This is a genomic window from Ancylobacter pratisalsi (genome assembly GCF_010669125.1).
In the GTDB taxonomy this organism is placed as follows: Bacteria; Pseudomonadota; Alphaproteobacteria; order Rhizobiales; family Xanthobacteraceae; genus Ancylobacter; species Ancylobacter pratisalsi.
On record NZ_CP048630.1, the window covers coordinates 2,124,787 to 2,137,764 of the forward strand.

Annotated in this window: 13 protein-coding genes; 6 read left to right on the forward strand and 7 right to left on the reverse strand. The window is 65.1% G+C overall.

The annotated features are described in order from the left end of the window. Positions 1–84: 84 nt before the first annotated feature. Positions 85–810, reverse strand: coding sequence for a Tim44/TimA family putative adaptor protein (locus G3A50_RS10090; protein WP_163075170.1), 726 nt, complete (start codon positions 808–810; stop codon positions 85–87). A 425-nt stretch (positions 811–1,235) separates the two neighbouring features. Here G3A50_RS10090 and secB point away from each other — a divergent pair, with 425 nt between their 5' ends. Continuing rightward, a complete protein-coding gene (secB, locus tag G3A50_RS10095) occupies positions 1,236–1,703 on the forward strand; it encodes a protein-export chaperone SecB (RefSeq protein ID WP_163075171.1) in 468 nt (155 codons plus the stop codon). 54 nt (positions 1,704–1,757) lie between these two features. Here secB and dnaQ read toward each other — a convergent pair whose 3' ends face one another. Genes dnaQ through G3A50_RS10120 form a run of 5 tightly spaced genes read right to left on the reverse strand, consistent with a single transcriptional unit; the run spans position 1,758 to position 5,410 of the window. Then, entirely contained in the window at positions 1,758–2,456 is a 699-nt protein-coding gene (dnaQ, locus tag G3A50_RS10100; protein ID WP_163075172.1) for a DNA polymerase III subunit epsilon, read from the reverse strand. After that, positions 2,449–3,072, reverse strand: coding sequence for a dephospho-CoA kinase (gene coaE / locus G3A50_RS10105; protein WP_163075173.1), 624 nt, complete (start codon positions 3,070–3,072; stop codon positions 2,449–2,451). The genes dnaQ and coaE overlap by 8 nt, the downstream gene beginning before the upstream one ends. Then, the gene (locus G3A50_RS10110; RefSeq protein ID WP_163075174.1) at positions 3,069–3,914 is read right to left on the reverse strand and encodes a shikimate dehydrogenase; all 846 of its coding nucleotides are present in this window, start codon (positions 3,912–3,914) and stop codon (positions 3,069–3,071) included. The genes coaE and G3A50_RS10110 overlap by 4 nt, the downstream gene beginning before the upstream one ends. Next, entirely contained in the window at positions 3,911–4,498 is a 588-nt protein-coding gene (locus G3A50_RS10115; RefSeq protein WP_163077505.1) for a Maf family protein, read from the reverse strand. The genes G3A50_RS10110 and G3A50_RS10115 overlap by 4 nt, the downstream gene beginning before the upstream one ends. Positions 4,499–4,549: 51 nt before the next feature. Next, the gene (locus tag G3A50_RS10120) at positions 4,550–5,410 is read right to left on the reverse strand and encodes a pyruvate, water dikinase regulatory protein (RefSeq protein WP_163075175.1); all 861 of its coding nucleotides are present in this window, start codon (positions 5,408–5,410) and stop codon (positions 4,550–4,552) included. A 302-nt stretch (positions 5,411–5,712) separates the two neighbouring features. Here G3A50_RS10120 and hemE point away from each other — a divergent pair, with 302 nt between their 5' ends. The 4 genes from hemE (at position 5,713) to G3A50_RS10140 (ending at position 9,185) form a co-directional block, all read left to right on the forward strand. Further along, entirely contained in the window at positions 5,713–6,765 is a 1,053-nt protein-coding gene (hemE, locus tag G3A50_RS10125; RefSeq protein WP_163075176.1) for a uroporphyrinogen decarboxylase, read from the forward strand. A gap of 25 nt (positions 6,766–6,790) precedes the next feature. After that, entirely contained in the window at positions 6,791–7,216 is a 426-nt protein-coding gene (hemJ, locus tag G3A50_RS10130) for a protoporphyrinogen oxidase HemJ (RefSeq protein ID WP_163075177.1), read from the forward strand. A 242-nt stretch (positions 7,217–7,458) separates the two neighbouring features. Continuing rightward, on the forward strand, positions 7,459–8,724 hold the full coding sequence (rho, locus tag G3A50_RS10135; RefSeq protein ID WP_163075178.1) for a transcription termination factor Rho: 1,266 nt from the start codon (positions 7,459–7,461) through the stop codon (positions 8,722–8,724). Positions 8,725–8,765: 41 nt separating this feature from the next. Then, complete coding sequence (locus G3A50_RS10140) at positions 8,766–9,185, forward strand: hypothetical protein (protein WP_246252323.1); 420 nt, start codon at positions 8,766–8,768, stop codon at positions 9,183–9,185. Positions 9,186–9,421: 236 nt separating this feature from the next. Here the strand turns inward: G3A50_RS10140 and G3A50_RS10145 are convergent, their stop codons facing one another. Beyond that, positions 9,422–11,470, reverse strand: coding sequence for a thioredoxin domain-containing protein (locus G3A50_RS10145; protein WP_163075179.1), 2,049 nt, complete (start codon positions 11,468–11,470; stop codon positions 9,422–9,424). Between the two features lie 86 nt (positions 11,471–11,556). On the opposite strand from G3A50_RS10145, the gene mnmE reads away from it, so the two are divergent. Then, a complete protein-coding gene (mnmE, locus tag G3A50_RS10150) occupies positions 11,557–12,900 on the forward strand; it encodes a tRNA uridine-5-carboxymethylaminomethyl(34) synthesis GTPase MnmE (RefSeq protein ID WP_163075180.1) in 1,344 nt (447 codons plus the stop codon). The last annotated feature ends 78 nt before the right edge of the window (positions 12,901–12,978 follow it).

The window sequence follows — 12,978 nt, forward strand, 5'->3', positions numbered from 1 at the left end:
CAAAATGGCGGAAGGCGGGGAAAGTCCTGTCAGTGCACAGGACAGCGCAAGGGTGAGTACAAATGTTCGCACCCCATCATCTTCTCACGAAGCGGCCTCTGTGGCGACGAGCTTCCAATTCGGGTCGCGCGCGCCCAGATCGCGGGAGAAGGTCCACACATCGTTCACGTCGACCACCTGATCGGCGTCACCGTCGATGATGTCGCCAGCGCGGTCGCGCGTCACGGAAATGAGCTGGGAAACGAAGCGCACGGTGATCTGCGCCGAACGCCCTTTCACCTGCGCTTCGACGATGTCCGCCTTGTCGATGCCGACAAAGTGGGTTTCCATCCTGTCGCCACGCTGTTCGCGCTCGGCGATGGCAGCCGAGAAGCCTTCGAAAACCTCGCGGGCCAGAAGGTCCTTCAGCATCGCGCGGTCACCATTGGCAAACGCCACGACGATCATTTCATAGGCCGAGCGCGCACCGGTGAGGAAGTGCCGGACGTCGAAGTCCCGCTCCTGAACCACAATCGCGTTGAGGCCGCTGGCGACCGGCGAGCCCTCCTCGGCGATGCCGCTCCAGCGCGCGGGCCTGGGCTCGTCCGTATCCGCCGGTTCCACCGGCTCGGGGATTGCCGGCGCTTCGCCGGTGCCGGGGAAATTCACCACCTTATCAGAGGCGCCCACCGGGGCCTTAGCCGGGTCGCGCCGCGAATAGGGGTCATACGGAGGTCGCTCGCGCCCGGTACGCTGACCGAGAACGCTACGCAGCCGTATGAAAATGAATACGGCGAGAGCCAGGAAGATGATCGTATAAATATCGAACACGTTGCTATTCGCCGCTGTTTCGCCTTGCCTCAGGCACCCATCACATCCTCGCCGCCTAATGTGGTGCGTCCTTCCGACACTTCCACTGCGGACAACCGATCCTCGCCTGTTAAAGCCTATTTACGCCGTCTGAGCGATTTGGCCAGCCCGCACTATACCGCAGCGTCATCACTTCCCACGGATCACCGGGTCAGCATAACCTTACGCAAGACTGAACCAGGCGGCCATCCATCGCCACAGCTCGCCACGATTGACCTCAGGCATCGGGTGGCACGGTTACCGGTTCCGAGCCGCGCCTTGAGGCCGGACGACAACCGTGTTAGCGACACGCGCCCTTTTGAAGTCCGATTGTGGCGGCTTGGCCGACCCAGCGGCACACACCCCGGCCAGCGTTTTCCGACCGGCGGGGACCACGGAGATTCCTGATGGCCGAAACCGATAACAATGCCCCGTCGATGCCCACTCTTCAGGTGCTGACCCAGTATACGAAGGACCTTTCCTTCGAGAACCCGGGCGCGCCCGAATCGCTCGCACCCGCCGGACAGCCGCAGATCGGCATCCAGATCGGCGTGAATGCCCGGCCGATCCGCGATGGCGATTACGAGGTCGAGCTGAAGATCGAAGCCAAGGCCGAGCGCGGCGGCAAGACGCTGTTTGCCGTTGAACTCGCCTATGCCGGCATCTTCCGCGCGCAGAACGTCGCGCAGGAAACGATCCACCCCTTCATCATGATCGAGTGCCCGCGCATGCTGTTCCCCTTCGCGCGACAGATCGTCGCCGATACGGTGCGCAATGGCGGTTTCCCGCCGCTGATGATCGATCCGGTGGATTTTGTGACGCTTTATCGCGACCGCATGGCCAAGACCCAGCCGAGCAACGTTCTGGCTTCCTGAGCGACGTCGGCCGGACGAAGGCTGCATGATGTAAAGGCTCCCCTCCGGGGGAGCCTATTTTTTTGAGGCGTAATCGTTCCAGATCGCGCCCTCGCCCAGGGTCGCCACAAACGCCTCATGCGCGGCAACCTCTTCGGCATGGAATCGAGGCGCCAATGGCCGAGGCCGCTGCTGCGGCACCGCCACGCCCCCTTCCATCACCGTGACCCGGGCCTCCTCGACCGCAAGGCTCAAGGCGGTCTGCTTGCCGCCGCACAGTTCCGCATAGACTTCCGCGAGCAGTTCGGAATCCAGCAGCGCGCCGTGCTTGGTGCGACGCGAGCCGTCGATTCCATAGCGCGACATCAGGTCGTCAAGGCGGTTTGAGCCGCCCGGATGACGCCGGCGCGCGAGACTGAGCGTGTCGACCACGCGGTCGAAAGTGAGAGCGGGCCGGCCGATCCGTGCCAGTTCGGCATTGAGGAAGCCGATATCAAACGCCGCGTTGTGAATGATCAGAGGATCGTCGGCGATGAAGGCGAGAAACGCGTCCGCCACCGCCGGAAACAACGGCTTGTCGGCCAGGAATTCGCTCGACAGGCCGTGCACCGCGAAGGCTTCGGCCGGCATGTCCCGCTCGGGATTGAGGTAGACGTGATAGGTCTGGCCAGTGGGAATGCGATTGTAGATCTCGACGCAACCGATCTCGACCAGCCGATCGCCTCGCAAAGGGTCGAGGCCCGTGGTTTCCGTATCAAGCACGATCTCACGCATGGCCTGTCCCCCGTCCTTCCGTTGCGCGCAGCTCACTGATCAGCGTCGCCACCTGCTGGCGGGCGTGCTGCAAGCCATGTCCGGTGTCGATGAGATAGTCCGCGCGCCGGCGCTTCTCACCATCGGGCATCTGACGTGACAGAATGGCCTTGAACTTGGCTTCGGTCATGTCCGGCCGCGCGAGAACGCGGGCGCGCTGCACGGTTTCCGGCGCCGTCACCACGAGCGTCGCATCGACACGACCATCGGCGCCGGTTTCGAACAGAAGTGGGATATCCAGAACCACCAGAGGCTCGCTGGCCTCCGCTGCCGCTTCGATGAACGCCGCTTCGCGTGCATGAACCAGGGGATGCACGATGATTTCGAGTTTTTCCATCGCCGCCTTGTCATGCAGCACCCGGGCGCCGAGCAGGGCGCGGTCGATCCGCCCGCCGACGGCGACGCCGGGGAAAACCGCTTCCACCGGGTCAACCCCTTCGGCCCCATAGATCGCGTGAACGGCCGCGTCGGCGTCATGGACCGGTACCCCGAATTCACGGAAGATCGAGGCTGTCGTGGACTTTCCCATTCCGATCGAACCGGTCAATCCAAGCCGGAACGGGCGGGCAGTGCTCATGTGAGCTGTCCCTTGGCGGCAAGGTCCGCCAAGACGAGAGCGCGCAGTTCCTCGCTCACCTGGGGACGCACGCCGAACCAGCGCGCGAAACCCGGCACCGCCTGGTGCAACAGCATGCCGAGCCCGTCGACAGTCGCGAGGCCCCGTGCCTGTGCGGCAGCCAGAAGCGGCGTCACCAGTGGGACATAGACAATATCCGTGACCAGTGCGTCCGGGGACAGCCCGGACAGATCGATGTCCAGCGGCGGCTGTCCCTTCATGCCCAGCGAGGTGGTGTTGACCAGAAGCCGGCACCCGGCGAGACGGGCCGGCAGATCCTGCCAGTCGACCGGCACGACACGCGAACCGAATTGGTCGCGCAGGGCTTCGGCGCGGGCCTGTGTACGGTTGGCGACGACAATACGGGCCACGCCGCGGCTGATAAGACCAAAGACAATGGCCCGTGAGGCCCCACCCGCGCCCAACACGACCGCCTCGTCGAGCCCCCGTGCCCAATGAGGATTCGCGGCGTCGAGATTGGCCAGAAATCCATGCACATCCGTATTCGCACCGCACAGGCGTCCGTCATCGAGCCAGAGCGTGTTCACGGCGCCCAGCGCGGATGCCACCGGATCCAGCTCCACTGCCGCCCGGAAAGCCGCCTCCTTGTGCGGCACCGTGACGTTGGCGCCGATAAGCCCGCTCGCGGTGAAATCGCCGAGGAACCGCTCAATGTCGGCAGGAGCCACATCAAACGGGTCGTAGCGGCCGTCGATACCGTGGGAATTCAGCCAATAGCCGTGGATCAACGGCGAACGTGAATGGGCCACGGGATGCCCGAGAATGCCGGCGCGGCGGGTCATATCAGGTCTCCATGCCGGCGCAGAAAGGCCAGCAGGGGCAGCAAGGGCAAGCCGAGGATCACGGCATGATCACCCTCGACGCGTTCGAAAAGATGAATTCCCAAGGCTTCCAGCTGATAGCCGCCCACGCTCGACAGCACGGCATCGCCGGCTGCGGCGAGATAGGCGTCGATGGCCTCTTCTGCCAATGGACGCATCGTCAGGTGCGCGGTCTCGACAGTCTCAAAGACGATGGCCCCGTCCTGCGCCACCGCGATCGCGGAATGGAGTGCATGTGTCCGGCCGGACAGCCGCGCGATCTGGGTCCGGGCGCCTTGCAGGCTCGCCGGCTTGTGGAACGCCTCACCGCCCAGCGCCAGCGTCTGGTCGGCACCCAGCACGAGGCGTCCCGGATAGCTCGCGCTGCCCGCCCGCGCCTTGGCCTGCGCCAGCACGGCCGCCACGGTTGGGGGATCCGCTCCCTCCGCCACGGCCTCGGCCTCGGCCTCAAGACGCCGCTCGTCGACCTCAACGGCGATGGTCTCCACCGGCAGGCGCGCGGATTCCAGAAGGGTCCGGCGCGCGGCGCTTTTGGAGGCGAGCATCAGCGGCGCGGAGCCCCGCCAGAGTTGGTTTTCCTGAATATTATCCAACACCTAGGGTGCCTCAGACTGCTTGCGCCTGTGCTCCTGCAACAGCGCGATGATCGCCGCCGCCGTCTCTTCGATCGAACGACGTGTCACATCGATCACCGGCCAGCCGTGCCGCGCGCAGAGCCGGCGTGAGAACGCCACTTCCTCGGCGACTGAATCATGGTCGATATAGGCGTCGTTGGGCTGGGTTGCATTGAGGCCCAACAAGCGGTTGCGGCGGATCTCGACCACACGTTCGGGGCTTGCCACCAGGCCCACAACCAGTGGGCGCTTGAGCTCATCGAGTCCGCCGGGGATCGGAATATTCGGCACCAGCGGGATATTGGCGGTCTTGATGCCCCGATTGGCGAGATAGATGCTCGTCGGCGTCTTGGACGAACGGGAAATGCCGAGCAGCACCACATCAGCGGCGTCGAGGCCGTCCGTGTGCTGGCCGTCGTCATGCATCACCGTGTAGTTCATGGCGTCGATACGGCGGAAATAATCGCCGTCGAGCTGGTGCTGACCGCCCACACGCGGGGTCGGATCACCGCCAAGATAAGCCTGCAGCAGGCGTACTACCGGCGCCAGCACGGAGAGCACCGGCACGCCGTTTTCCATGCAGTAGGTCTTCAGCCGGTTGCGCAGTTCCGGCTCGGTAAGCGTGTACAAAACGATGCCGGGGAATTCCTCGAGATCGCTGATCACCTTGTCAAGCTGCTTGTGGGTGCGCACCAGCGGATAGATGTGCTCGATGGCCTTCACGCTGTACTGCGCCGACGCCGCGCGACCGACGCTCAGAAGCGTCTCGCCGGTGGAATCCGACACGAGATGAAGGTGGAAATAGCTTTCCGGAATCACGGCAGCGTCAGTCACGGCGCTCATCCACAGGGCTGTGCATAGTTCGGGAACAAGCCACGTGCGGGACGCGTTAGCAAGCGCGGCCTGGGGATAGAGGCCTTTTCCTTCCACAGGCGTGGCCGCTGTGGGGCGCTGGAAGCCCCTTGTCTTGGACAGCGTGGATAAACTGTCGCGCCCGCGCAATAGTCTGGATTCGCAGGGCTTTTGAAAGCTCCACGCCGGACGTCACGGGGACAGCGCTGGGGACCGGTTGTGGTCAATCCGGAACCCGTCTAATGCCCTGTCCTAAACGCAAACGACTCTCTTACAGAAATGATTAAAGAAGTATGAAGTGCGCGGGGGATAGAGTGGTTCAGCTACCGATCGTGCTTCAGGCGCTGGACGGCCATGTGCCGAACCGCACGCCGCTTTGGATGATGCGGCAAGCCGGCAGATACCTTCCCGAATACCGTGAGCTGAGGGCCAAGGCGGGCGACTTCCTCACGCTGTGCTACACCCCGGACTATGCCGTCGAGGTGACCTTGCAGCCGATTCGTCGATTCGGTTTCGACGCGGCAATCCTGTTCTCCGATATTCTGGTCGTGCCCCACGCGCTGGGCTGCTCGCTGAGCTTCGAGGCGGGTGAGGGGCCACGGCTGAGCACCGTCACCAGTACAAGCGATCTCAAGGGGCTTCGCGAGGAACTGGATAGCTCGAAGATCGATCGCGTGCTGGAAGCGGTATCGCGCATCCGGGCCGACCTGCCGCACGAAACAGCGCTGCTCGGCTTTTGCGGGGCACCCTGGACGGTCGCCACCTACATGATTGCGGGTCGGGGAACCCCGGACCAGGCGCCTGCCCGCCTTGCCTCGCTCCGCGATCCCGTGTTTTTCGAGGCGCTGATTGATCGCCTTGTCGAGGCATCCGCGCAGTACCTGATCGGCCAGCTCAAGGCCGGGGCGGACGCGGTGCAGATTTTCGATTCCTGGGCCGGAGTGCTCGATCCCGAGAGTTTCCGACGGTGGTCGATCAGGCCGATGGCGCGGATTGTGAGTGCGGTGAGGGCAGTGATACCGGATGCGCGGATCATCGCCTTCCCGAAGGGGGCGTCGGTTTCGGGGCTGACCGAACTGGTGAAGGAAACCGGCGTCAACGGGGTCGGTCTCGACTGGACCATCGACCGGGCCGAGCTGCGTTATGCGCTGGGTGCGAAATGCGCGCTGCAGGGCAATCTTGATCCGCTGACGTTGATTGCGGGGGGAGAGGAACTCGACCGGGCGATCGACGCGCTGATGGAAGATTTCCGTGGCGCGGCGCATATCTTCAATCTCGGCCACGGCATCCGTCCCGAAACGCCGATCGCCCATGTCGAACGGATGATCGCGCGGGTTCGCGGCTGAGCGGACGGGAATCGGGGAGCATTCGATGGGCTATGACTGGATCAAGGCACTGCACGTCATCGCCATCATCTCCTGGATAGCGGCGCTGCTCTATCTGCCGCGGCTCATGGTCTATCATTGTGCGGCGCCGGTTGGCTCGGCGCAGTCCGAAACCTTCAAGATCATGGAACGACGGCTGCTCAATGCCATTGCCCGCCCGGCGATGGGTGTGGCCTGGCTGGCCGGGCTCTATCTGGCGTGGGACGGGGGCTGGTATCTGTCCGGCTGGTTTCACGCCAAGCTGGCGCTGGTGATCGCGCTCACCGTGGCGCAGGAATACCAGGGGCGCTGGGTCCGCGACTTCGCCGCCGACCGGAACAGGCATCCGGCGCGGTTTTTCCGGATAATGAACGAAGTGCCGACGCTATTGATGATCGGCATTGTCATTCTCGTCATCGTAAAGCCATTTTGACGGCTGAAAGCAGACGCAGGCAGGGTTGCGGAGAATCGCGCCTTTGCCTATGGTGCGCTCTCTTCCACGAAGCTGGCTGACGTCCCGCTGAAACCGTCATCGTCTCGCGATGTCGACCGGGGTGTCGGACAAGAGGCCGGAGTTTTCCGGGCCAAGTCCGCAGACCAGCGCTTCCCTTCTTTTCTTCCCGGTGGGTTTCACAACGCTCTGCCGGGACAATCCAACATCCGAGGCCCTTTCCCATGGGGGAAATGAAGCTCCAGGACCTCAAGTCCAAGAATCCGGCCGAACTTCTTGTGGTCGCCGAGGAACTCGAGGTCGAAAACGCCAGCACACTGCGCAAGCAGGAGCTGATGTTCGCTATTCTCAAGCAGTATGCTGCGCGCGAAACCGATATTATCGGCGAAGGCGTCGTCGAGATTCTCTCCGACGGCTTCGGCTTCCTGCGTTCGCCGGACGCCAATTACTTGCCGGGGCCTGATGACATTTATGTCTCGCCCTCGCAGATCCGCCGCTTCGGCCTGCGCACCGGTGATACCGTCGAGGGCCAAATCCGAAGCCCGAAGGACGGCGAGCGCTACTTCGCGCTGCTCAAACTGAATACGATCAATTTCGAAGACCCGGACAAGATCCGGCACAAGATCAACTTCGACAACCTGACCCCGCTCTATCCCGATGAACGGCTGAAGCTCGAGATCGAGGATCCCACGCGCAAGGATTTCTCCGCGCGGATCATCGACATCGTGGCCCCGATCGGCAAGGGGCAGCGCGGCCTGATCGTGGCGCCGCCGCGAACCGGCAAGACGGTGCTGCTGCAGAACATCGCCCAGGCGATCACCACCAATCACCCCGAGTGCTACCTCATCGTGCTGCTCATCGACGAGCGGCCCGAGGAAGTGACCGACATGCAGCGTTCGGTGAAGGGCGAGGTCGTTTCCTCCACCTTCGACGAGCCCGCCGCCCGTCACGTCCAGGTCGCGGAGATGGTGATCGAGAAGGCCAAGCGGCTTGTCGAGCACAAGCGCGACGTCGTCATCCTGCTGGATTCGATCACCCGCCTCGGGCGCGCGTACAACACCGTTGTCCCGTCCTCGGGCAAGGTGCTGACCGGCGGTGTCGACGCCAACGCCCTGCAGCGCCCCAAGCGCTTCTTCGGCGCCGCGCGCAACATCGAGGAAGGCGGCTCGCTGACCATTATCGCCACGGCGCTGATCGAAACCGGTTCGCGCATGGACGAGGTGATCTTCGAGGAATTCAAGGGCACGGGTAACTCCGAGGTCATCCTCGACCGCAAGGTCTCCGACAAGCGTGTCTTCCCCGCGCTCGACATCACGCGGTCGGGCACCCGTAAGGAAGAGCTGCTGGTTCCGGCCGACGTGCTCAAGAAGATGTACGTGCTCCGGCGCATCCTCAATCCGATGGGCACGGTTGACGCCATCGAGTTCCTGCTCGACAAATTGCGTCAGACCAAGACCAATTCGGACTTCTTCGACTCGATGAACACCTGACGTCGGGAATCGGGAAGCCAGGGGACGCTGAGGAGACTGGCATGACGCCCGTGACACCGGCGCTCGTGACGGCACGCTGGGTGGGAGGCGTGGGGCTGGCCTGGCTGGCGCCCACTGTTCCCGCCTTTGCCGGCGTGGCCGAGCGTGAGCCTCCTTCGGCTGTTCTTTGGCTTCTGGTGATCGGGGTCGCGGCGCTGAGCTGGGTGATGGCCTGCCGGCGCTGGTGGCTTCCACTGGCGCTCTGGGTGCCGGTGGCGCTGTTCGATTCGGCGCTGGTCGCGGATCTGGTCGATCCGGTGATCGGCCCCGCGGTGCGCCAGGAACTCGGCCTGTCCTACATGATGCAGGCCGACGTCACGAGTGCGCTGACCCTCGTGCTGCCGCTGATGTTCGCGAATGCGATGTTCATCCGACGCGAGCAGGTGAAGCCGAAGCTGCGGCGGGACATCTGGCGTCGCTAGGTCGCTAAACCGGCGCGAGTCCAATCGATTCGTACACGAAACGGTTGTCCCCACAATTGACTCAGGATGGCAAAGTCGCGGGTGATCCGATGGATCATATGGCCGGGAAGACTTTGCCGTCAGTGGGCATTTCTGGTCATCTGGCGGCCATGGGCCGTTTGCGCGGCGAAGTTATCCACAGACTTGCCCACAGCCTATCTCCCACCGGTGAAATCCGCCCGCTGGTGACGATCAGCTCACCGGCCCTCGTCAGGGCCGGCGTCGGCGCCGCGTTCTGTCTCGACGAACTGCGCGGCCAATTGATTCGGATCCGTAACAGGTAGCGAACAGACGGACCCCACGCAGAGGAAGGCCGCCGCACTATGGCTTGCCTGCGTCTTCAGGCGGGCGGGGTGCTGTTCGGCGAGCGCGTCGGGATCACGGACCCGCTGGATGATCAACCCCGCGCGGGGCAGGCGGCGGGCGGCATCGTAAAGAGCGGCGGCAGCCTCGTCCTCGGCGGGGCCCACAATCACGATCTCGGTTGTGCGCAATCGGGTGTCGAGCGCGTTGAGCAGGCCGGCATGGCTGTAGAGCTGCGGCGCCGCGCGCGGCAGCAGGCCGTCGAACAGCTCATCGGCGCGCGCGCGATAGGCGTCATCACCGGTGAGGGTGGCGAGCTGGACCAGGTTCTTCGCGATCAGCGCGTGAGGATTGGTCACGGCATCGTCGGCGGTCGCTTCCGGGCGCAGGATCAGACCTTCGGCATCGTCGGCGGTGAGATAATAGCCGCCATCGGGCGCACGGTGATGGGTCTCCAGCGCGATCTGCCAGGCGGTGGCCTGGCTGAGATAGCGGTCCTCGCCGGTGGCCTGGTGCAGGGCGAGGGCGGCGCCGATCATGGCCGCGTAGTCGCTCGACAGGCCGGGGAACACCAGCTTGCCGGCTCGCCAGCTATGGCCGAGACGTCCGCCCCGCGTCATCGATTCGGCGATGAAATGAAATGCCGTGGCCGCCAGGTCGATCCATTCCGGCCGTCCGAAGCGCGGCGCGGCGCCGGCGAGCGCGGCGATCATCAGGCCGTTCCAGTCGGCCAGGATCTTGTCGTCGCGTCCCGGTGGCACGCGCGTGGCGCGTAGGGCGAGCAGCTTGTCGCGCAGCATGGCGAGGCGGATTTCGTCATGGGGTGAGCGCTCCTTCTCCTTCAGGCGATTGGGAATGGAGACGCCTTCCCAATTGCCGAAGGGGACGATGTCGTAGTGACGGGCGAAGAATTCGGCGTCCTCGGCGCCCAGCGCATCGAGCACCTGCTTCAGGGTCCAGACATAATAGCGTCCCTCATGCCCCTCGGAATCGGCGTCGAGGCTGGCGGCGAAGGCGCCGCTTTCGGTGAGCATCTCGCGCTGCAGCCAGCCGACGGTCTCCTCGGCGCGGGCGCGGAACAGGCCGGCGAGTGTCTCGCTATAGGCGAGGCCGAGCAGTTCGAGGATCTGCGCATTGTCGTAGAGCATCTTCTCGAAGTGCGGCACCAGCCAGCGCTCGTCGACGCTGTAGCGCGAATAGCCGCCTCCGATGTGATCGTAGATGCCGCCGTCGCTCATGCCGTCCAGCGCATGCAGCGCGGCGTCGCGGAAGCGCTGGCGGCCGGTGCGCTCATGGGCGCGCCACAGCAGCTCGAGGAAGGGCGTGTTGGGGAATTTCGGCGACCCCTGCAGCCCGCCATGCTCGGGGTCCATGATGCCGAGTACGCGGCCGGCGACGTCGTCGAGCTCGTTGATGCCGATCGTGACCGCGCCCTGGGGCCGCGCGGTTTCGCGCAGGCGCCCCAGCAGGGCTTCCCGGTTGGAGGCAATGCGGGGATCGCCGGAGCGGTAGGCGGCGGACATGGTCTTCAGCACATCGGTAAAGGCGGGCTGGCCGTAGCGCGCCTCGCTCGGGAAGTAGGTGCCGCCCCAGAAGGGGGCGCCCTCGGGATCCAGGAACATGGTCATCGGCCAGCCGCCCTGGACGCCGAGCTGCTGCAGCGCCGACATGTAGATCTGGTCGACTTCAGGCCGTTCCTCGCGATCGACCTTGATGTTCACGAACAGCTCGTTCATCACCGCGGCCGTCGCCTCGTCCTCGAAGCTCTCATGGGCCATGACATGGCACCAGTGGCAGGCGGCGTAGCCGATGGAAAGCAGGATGGGGCGTCCGCTGCGGCGCGCCTCCTCAAAGGCTTCGGGTTGCCACTGCCACCAGTCGACCGGGTTGTCCTTGTGCTGGAGCAGGTAGGGGCTGGCGGCGTCCTGGAGGCGATTGGGCAAGACTCTCTCCGGCTTTGGCAGGGGTCGGGTCGTGATGATAGCGAGATAGGGCGTAGCCTGTGACGGGTCACGCAAAAAGGGACGTCATGGCCGAAGACAACACCATCGCCGCGATCTCGTCGGGCACCGGCACCGCTGCCGTTGCGGTGATCCGGGTCTCGGGCACCGAGGCCGGCAGGGCCGTGGAGGCGCTCGCGGGTCGCCTGCCGGCGCCGCGCCGGGCCACGCTGGCGACGCTTCGCCACCCGGTCAGCGGAGTGCTGCTCGACCGTGCGCTGGTGATCTGGCTGCCCGGTCCGAACAGCGTGACCGGCGAGGACATGGCCGAGTTCCAGGTGCATGGCGGGCGCGCCGTCGTGGCCGGTGTCATTGAGGCGCTGCTCGCCCTGCCCGGCATCGTGCCGGCGGAGAGGGGCGAGTTCACGCGGCGCGCCTTTCTCAACGGGCGGATGGATCTCGCCGAGGCCGAAGGGCTGGCCGATCTTCTGGCGGCGGAAACCGAGGCCCAGCGTCGTCTGGCCTTCGCCCATGCCTTCGGTCATCTCGGCGAGCAGGTCGGTCGTTGGCGCCAGCGGCTGGTGCGGGCCATGGCGCTGATCGAGGCCGGCATCGACTTCGCCGAGGAGGACGACGTGCCGGCGGAGGCGCGCGCACTCGCGCGGCCGGAAGCTGAGGCACTGCATGCCGAGCTTCAGGCGGCGCTCGCCGATCGGCGCGGCGCGCTGGTGCGGGAGGGCGCGACGATCGCCATCGCCGGGCGCCCGAACGCGGGCAAGTCCTCGCTCCTCAACGCGCTGGCCGCGCGCGATGTCGCGATCATCTCCGACGAGCCGGGCACCACCCGCGACATTCTGGAAGTCGGCCTCGATCTCGACGGCCATAAGGCGACCCTCATCGACACCGCCGGGTTGCGCGAGGCGGAAGGGGCGGTGGAGGCCGAGGGCATTCGCCGCGCCCGCGCGCGGATCGAGACGGCCGACCTTGTGCTGTGGGTGCACGATGTCACGGAGGCGCCCCCGCCGGCCGCGCGGCCGGACATCGATTCGTCGGCGGAACTCTGGCTGCTCGCCAACAAGGTCGATGCGGCCGTGGATGCGTTCGACCGCCCCTCCTGGGCCCGGCGGGATTTCGCGGTGTCGGCGAAGCGAGGTGAGGGGCTCGATGTGTTGACCGACCGGCTGCGCGATTTCGTTGCCGCGCGCGCGGGCGGCGCCGAGCATCCTGCCCTCATACGCGAGCGTCACCGGACCAATGCGGCGGAGGCAGAGGCGCGGCTGGCGGTCGCCCTGGCGCTGTGGGATGAACTGAGCGACGAGCTGCTGGCGGAGGAGCTTCGTCTCGCCGGGCGTTCGCTCGGGCGTATCACCGGCGCGATCGATACCGATGATCTGCTGGACGTGGTGTTCCGGGAGTTCTGCATCGGCAAATGACGGGGCGAGCCTTAGGGTGCGGCCACCGCGACCGTTTCACGTGAAACATTCATGGCCTCTCGCTCTTGATTCGGCCGC

Excerpts from the sequence above, each read along its gene's own strand:
- G3A50_RS10140 (WP_246252323.1), top strand. The coding sequence starts at position 8,766 with ATGACGCCCGTGACACCGGCGCTCGTGACGGCACGCTGGGTGGGAGGC.
- G3A50_RS10120 (WP_163075175.1), bottom strand. The coding sequence starts at position 5,410 with ATGAGCGCCGTGACTGACGCTGCCGTGATTCCGGAAAGCTATTTCCAC.
- hemE (WP_163075176.1), top strand. The coding sequence starts at position 5,713 with ATGAAGTGCGCGGGGGATAGAGTGGTTCAGCTACCGATCGTGCTTCAG.
- G3A50_RS10115 (WP_163077505.1), bottom strand. The coding sequence starts at position 4,498 with ATGCTCGCCTCCAAAAGCGCCGCGCGCCGGACCCTTCTGGAATCCGCG.
- mnmE (WP_163075180.1), top strand. The coding sequence starts at position 11,557 with ATGGCCGAAGACAACACCATCGCCGCGATCTCGTCGGGCACCGGCACC.
- rho (WP_163075178.1), top strand. The coding sequence starts at position 7,459 with ATGGGGGAAATGAAGCTCCAGGACCTCAAGTCCAAGAATCCGGCCGAA.
- secB (WP_163075171.1), top strand. The coding sequence starts at position 1,236 with ATGGCCGAAACCGATAACAATGCCCCGTCGATGCCCACTCTTCAGGTG.
- dnaQ (WP_163075172.1), bottom strand. The coding sequence starts at position 2,456 with ATGCGTGAGATCGTGCTTGATACGGAAACCACGGGCCTCGACCCTTTG.
- G3A50_RS10110 (WP_163075174.1), bottom strand. The coding sequence starts at position 3,914 with ATGACCCGCCGCGCCGGCATTCTCGGGCATCCCGTGGCCCATTCACGT.
- coaE (WP_163075173.1), bottom strand. The coding sequence starts at position 3,072 with ATGAGCACTGCCCGCCCGTTCCGGCTTGGATTGACCGGTTCGATCGGA.
- hemJ (WP_163075177.1), top strand. The coding sequence starts at position 6,791 with ATGGGCTATGACTGGATCAAGGCACTGCACGTCATCGCCATCATCTCC.